This is a genomic window from Acinetobacter sp. 226-1, from assembly GCF_030329325.1.
Taxonomy (GTDB): domain Bacteria; phylum Pseudomonadota; class Gammaproteobacteria; order Pseudomonadales; family Moraxellaceae; genus Acinetobacter; species Acinetobacter sichuanensis.
Genome location: NZ_JACANU010000032.1, coordinates 1 through 5,403, shown reverse-complemented (window position 1 = coordinate 5,403; position 5,403 = coordinate 1). Strand labels below are relative to the sequence as shown.

Genomic DNA, 5,403 nt, shown 5'->3' with positions numbered 1-5,403 from the left:
CGGGCTGACGGAGCCACGCATCGGTCGTATCTACGCAAAGGGTAATTGTGCTTTCCCTTATAGGCTGAGATTACGGCTCACACACCGCATCGACACGTTCCCAAACCGTTCAGTTCACTTATCTCTGTGAGGGTTTCCCCAACATACAATTTAAAGCATCCCTGAGCTACTCATCACGCTGTTGCTTTGTCGATTTCCCCTAGTAGCAACTCTTGCCTTAGATACTCCTAAAACAATCGCTGTGGTGCGCTAGCGTCGCTTAATTCCTTCCACCCACACCACATGCCTAAACGTATAAAACGGACACGCAGAAGCGGGCAAAGCTCGATTTTTGAACTTATTTGATGATTAAAAACACTTATTAACGAAGACTTTTCATTTTGGGTCTTGAACTAAACACTTTTTATTGTGAAAATAGAGTTCAGGTACAAGCCTTAGTGTGAAATCATAACGGTCGCCAAACCTTATGATCTTCGTTATTCGATGCTGATACATCAAATAACTGCGTACCGCTGAATATAAAGCGAAAGCCCTGATTGTTGCAAGACATTCAGGGCTTTTTCTTTTTCTTTTTTATTGGTATTTCATCAATTTTCAAATTTTGATGATCAAAATTTAAAAATTGATTTTTTTTTTGTCTTTTTACTTCAAAATTTCCCTCACCAAGCGACTAAACAAACTTTTCTTCGTTGGCTTGTCCTGCTGCGCTGGATCATCGACCTTTTTCACTGTTTTTTCTGTCATGTTATGGGGCTGTTCGATCTGTAATGTTTCATCCTCTAAAACAGGATCATGACTTGTAACGTCTGTTCGCTGCTCTGTTTGTGGATGGTGTTCGATACGCAACTTATAATCATCAAAATCTTTTCTTAAATCATTTATTTGTTGCTTTAAAAATGCTTTGTCTTCTTCTGCCTTTTTAAGCTGTTCTTCCAATAATTGAATCAGTTTTTTATCTGTATCGAGAACAGTGTCACGAACAGCTTTAGAAACAGTTTTTTGCTTTTGGTTACCAAACAGGCGAATGATGTCTTGTACCTGAACCACCTGTACACCTTCTTCATTTAATGAAGTAGTGAGTTCCCCTTTTTGGATGGCTCGATAGATTCTTGGTCGGGTGACATTAAACTGTTTTGATGCTTCGACAATCGTCAGTACAGACATAATTTTTCCCAAACCCATTTTTCAGTAATCAAAAGTATATTTCAAAATTATATAATTCTGACGGCTTCGACCTATCCTGCGCTAGCAAAAATGTACATTTTGACCCCATTTTGACGGCTTAAGCCTATCCTGCAATCAAAAAACAAAAGAAAAAATTTCCTGCTTTGGTTTCTGATGGTTTCGTTTGGTTGTTTTTGGTTTCTTGCTCAATTCGCTTGGTTTCTTTTGGTTGTTTTTGGTTTCTAATAGTTTGTTATAGTTTCTTGGTCGATTTTAAGTGGTTTCTTTTAGTTTCTAATGGTTTGTTTTGGTTGTTTTGCTCAACGATGATAAAAATGCAAAGATAAAGGCTGCTCGATGCGATTTAAGCCCCTTAAATTGATGGTGAGAGGATAACCATGCCAAACCGTATGCAAGAACACATCCGCTTGAATCCGATCCTCAGTGATCCCCAACAGGACATTTTAAGCATCAATGCCGAAGTGATCCGTCTGCAAGATGAAGCAGCGAATAATCCTGAGCATTGGCTGCATGACGGCTTAAAAGCGCATTTTGAGGCACGTCAGCAGCAATTGGCAGCACTGAAACGCTAAGATTGTGCAATCAGACTAATCAAAGTCGTGGAACAATGCTCATTTATTAGCCGTGAAACATGAAAAATGACTAAAAAAGCCCAATCGGGTGTGATTGGGCTTTTTACTATACGATAAAGCAATGATTTATATGAAATAAAAATTTGCATTTCGCATAATGTGCATTATGTTAATTTTAGAAAACCTTTAAAATAAATAGTCTTAAATAACATCTATTGAGTTATATCTCTAAACTGTATTGATCCAGTTCCTGTATTTTGTATATTCACAGTTTTGGTAACAGATTGAGTAGTAGAAAGAGATAATTTTTCTAGCTCTCGTAAGTGTAATACTAAGTCACTATTACCTTCTATTTCTTTAGAAATTTTTTTACTACTACTATCTTCATCTATTTCTAATAAAGCTAACTTATCAACTATTACTTCTAAAGTTTCAATAGGTGGTAAATTTAAGGAATTCTCCGTCATACTTTTGATAATTTTTTCTTTAACTTTATCTTTCAAAAAGATAGATGAATTTTGTAAAACTGAATAACAAGCATTAGCCATAATTCCGATCATAAACGAACTTGTAACAGGATCCACGTTATACCTCCAATAAAAAATTAATTAAGTGAGAATAAGTCTTCTATAGAAGAATCTATTAAAGATATATCCTGTTCCATTTTTGCTATATCTGCCTTCAGAACAAGATATAAATCATCAAAAATCAACTCGGAAAGTTCTTTCAACTTATTCAATATTGATTTGTAATTATCTGAATAACCTTTATTTTTTAGTAGATCTAAAATATTAACTTTCATCTCTCTATGTATTATTTCCCCCTTTCTTAATTTATCAATATCTTTATTTTTGATAGGAAAAATATTAGAAGTAGCAAATTCAGTAGTAATTCCAATTAATTCATCAAACTTTTCCTTAACTTTCTCTTCCATCCCATAAATATATGCAATACTAATAAAAGTCTCTCTTAAGGTTGAATAAAGATTGAGTTGAAGAGTTCCTTCATCCCTAGTAAAAACAGTAATTTCTTTATTTTTTGAATTACTATATTTTAACCCTGAAACTTGAAGAACTTTTGTGCTCTCTTCTATTTTTTCTAACTTAGAATGAATATGTAGATTTCCATCCTTTAAATAATTTTCAAATATTATATTTGCACAGTTTTCAATATTCTCTTCTCTATTTTTATTTGTTTCAAAAAAATATTTACTTAAAAATGGATATAAAATTTTCTTTTTAGAAAAATTTTTATCAATTACAGAGTAAAACTTAATAAATTCCATTATTTTACTAGAATCTAAAAATATTTCATCTATAAATTTATTAATAAAAACATCAATTTTTTCTTCACTAAGCTCTTGTTTTATAAAATCTCTAAAAAAAATAGCTGCATGATATTCTTGGATTGTTTTATGTAAAAACGTGTAATAATCACTTCCTTTATCAACCCCATCTATAACTAAAAGTGATGTACAATCAATGATATCTTGTAAGAAATCTAATGTATTTATATTTAAAATTTCTTCAGAAATTTTTGTCTTAAAGTGATTAACTCCTGCTTTTAAATATCTATCAGCATTATCAATAATAAAACTACTTTGGTTGTTAATAAATGTTATAAAACAGAATAGTGAGAATAATAGTCTAGTATTATCTCGACTATATTTAGCTACAAGATTTCTATGTATTTGGCTCCCATCTTTATACTTATCATGCCCACTATGTAACAAAAAGAAAATTTGATCATAAAAATCTCTAGCATGTTCAGGTATAATATCCATCTCAGGATATATTTTTACAAATAAAACAGCTAACAATGGTGTTTTTAAAGAGTTCTTAATCCCATTTTCTTCATTTAGTAGATGAAGAATTTTTTCAGATTGATAGTTATATATTTTTAGTGTTTTTTCAATAATTTCATCTGCTTTTTCAGAGCTTAAATCACAAAGCTCATAATTTTTCACATTACTTTGAAAACATAATTTAGTTCCAGGTCTACTAGAACAAATTATAGAAACTCCATAAGTATTATTCATTCTATTTATTTCATTTATTAATTTAGATTTCAATAATTCATCACTTATTTCATCAAAGGCATCAATAATTAATAGAATTTTTTTTGATCTTAATAAACCTACTATTTCACTACTACCACATGGGATTCCATTATCTTCAAAAATTTGAATTATTTTAGATACAATATTATTATCAATATTCCTAAAGGATAAATATATAGGAATTAAATTTCCTTTTTTCAATTGATTTATAAAAATTTTACATAATACTGTAGACTTACCTTGACCGGCACCACCAACGATATTAATTATCGAATTTTTATCTCTTTGAAATATGTTCTCTATTAAAAAATCATCATTAATAGAATATAATTCTTCAGCCAATGGCTTATTATTTTTTAAACTAATAACTTTTTTATCTATCTGAATATCCAATGGAACATATATATCTTCGAAGTATATTTTATCACTTTTAAAAAAAGTATTTTTAAAATAAAGATTGTGTTTAGAAATATCTAAAACTTTTATTTTATCTGTTAATAAAGATGATATTATATTATTTTCTTCGTATTTACTATTAACCCAAACTTTATTAAGATTATCTAGATTTTTACCTAAATTTTCTAAAATAATTTCTTGATTAATATCTCTAAATTTAATACTTCCACTTTCATTCATTATACTAACTTTATTTTCAATCATAAATCTACCTAAAATATTTATTTTAAAATTAACAACTAATAAAAAATGGTTGAATCTGTGGACGTATCTTTTGAGATTCTATCCAAAGTGAATGTTTAGATTGCACTCGCATTAACAGATCCGCACTGATTCCTAAAGCATCATGTAAACGCAAAGCAATATCTGCTGTCACAGGTGCTTTACCATTGATAATTCTTGAAAGTAATGGACGTGTCACTTGAATACGTTCAGCAAGCTCAGTAATCGTAATTGCTTGCCCTTCGTCTTTTAAACCGTCTAACCATTCTGCAACTAACTCACCTGCATGAGCTGGATTATTCATCATCATATTCACCTCAATGGTAATCCTGATAATCTACGATATAAGCATTACCGTCTTTAAAAACAAAAGTCATACGCCAATTAGCATTGACTGTAATTGCCCAATGATTCTTTAAATTACCTTTCAACGGATGCAACCTCCATCCAGGAAAATTCATTTCCTCAATACTCTGTGCTTCATTCAAAGCTGTTAATTGACGTTTTAACTTTGTTGAATGAACAGATTGAATCCCTGCTGTTGAACCTGTTTCAAAGAATTTTTCTAATCCTTTATGTTTAAAATCTACAATCACAACAAATACCTTTGTATAGTTTTAATATACAGTAAATCGTTCAGTAAAACTATACGGAAATATAAAGAAGAAATAAATCAAAATATAAAAGCAAATGATCTCAACTCTCTCAAGTTCCCCACAGCCGTCGGGCAAGCCCTTGGGGCTGATGGTGAACGTTGAGAGAGTTTCGGCAATACTCACCCTAAGAGCCTGCAAAATTTGCTTGCTCTTAAAGTATTGCCGTACACCTAATTCGGGCTGACGGAGCCACGCATCGGTCGTATCTACGCAAAGGGTAATTGTGCTTTCCCTTATAGGCTGAGATTACGGC

Annotated in this window: 6 protein-coding genes; 1 reads left to right on the top strand and 5 read right to left on the bottom strand. The window is 31.3% G+C overall.

Features of this window, described 5'->3' with window-relative positions; translation table 11 throughout:
* Positions 1-642: 642 nt before the first annotated feature.
* Entirely contained in the window at positions 643-1,164 is a 522-nt protein-coding gene (locus HX124_RS17575) for a plasmid replication DNA-binding protein (protein ID WP_286384374.1), read from the bottom strand.
* Between the two features lie 398 nt (positions 1,165-1,562).
* Here HX124_RS17575 and HX124_RS17570 point away from each other — a divergent pair, with 398 nt between their 5' ends.
* Complete coding sequence (locus HX124_RS17570) at positions 1,563-1,757, top strand: hypothetical protein (protein ID WP_286384372.1); 195 nt, start codon at positions 1,563-1,565, stop codon at positions 1,755-1,757.
* Positions 1,758-1,969: 212 nt separating this feature from the next.
* Here HX124_RS17570 and HX124_RS17565 read toward each other — a convergent pair whose 3' ends face one another.
* From HX124_RS17565 to HX124_RS17550, 4 genes are read right to left on the bottom strand one after another with little or no spacing between them, the layout of a single operon-like run.
* On the bottom strand, positions 1,970-2,341 hold the full coding sequence (locus HX124_RS17565; protein WP_286384370.1) for a hypothetical protein: 372 nt from the start codon (positions 2,339-2,341) through the stop codon (positions 1,970-1,972).
* Between the two features lie 20 nt (positions 2,342-2,361).
* A complete protein-coding gene (locus HX124_RS17560; protein WP_286384368.1) occupies positions 2,362-4,476 on the bottom strand; it encodes an NACHT domain-containing protein in 2,115 nt (704 codons plus the stop codon).
* Between the two features lie 28 nt (positions 4,477-4,504).
* Positions 4,505-4,801: a HigA family addiction module antitoxin gene (locus tag HX124_RS17555; RefSeq protein ID WP_286384366.1), complete on the bottom strand. Its 297-nt coding sequence runs from the start codon at positions 4,799-4,801 to the stop codon at positions 4,505-4,507.
* 10 nt (positions 4,802-4,811) lie between these two features.
* Positions 4,812-5,090 carry a type II toxin-antitoxin system RelE/ParE family toxin gene (locus tag HX124_RS17550; RefSeq protein WP_286384364.1) on the bottom strand — a complete coding sequence of 93 codons (279 nt, stop codon included), beginning with the start codon at positions 5,088-5,090 and terminating at the stop codon, positions 4,812-4,814.
* Positions 5,091-5,403: the final 313 nt, after the last annotated feature.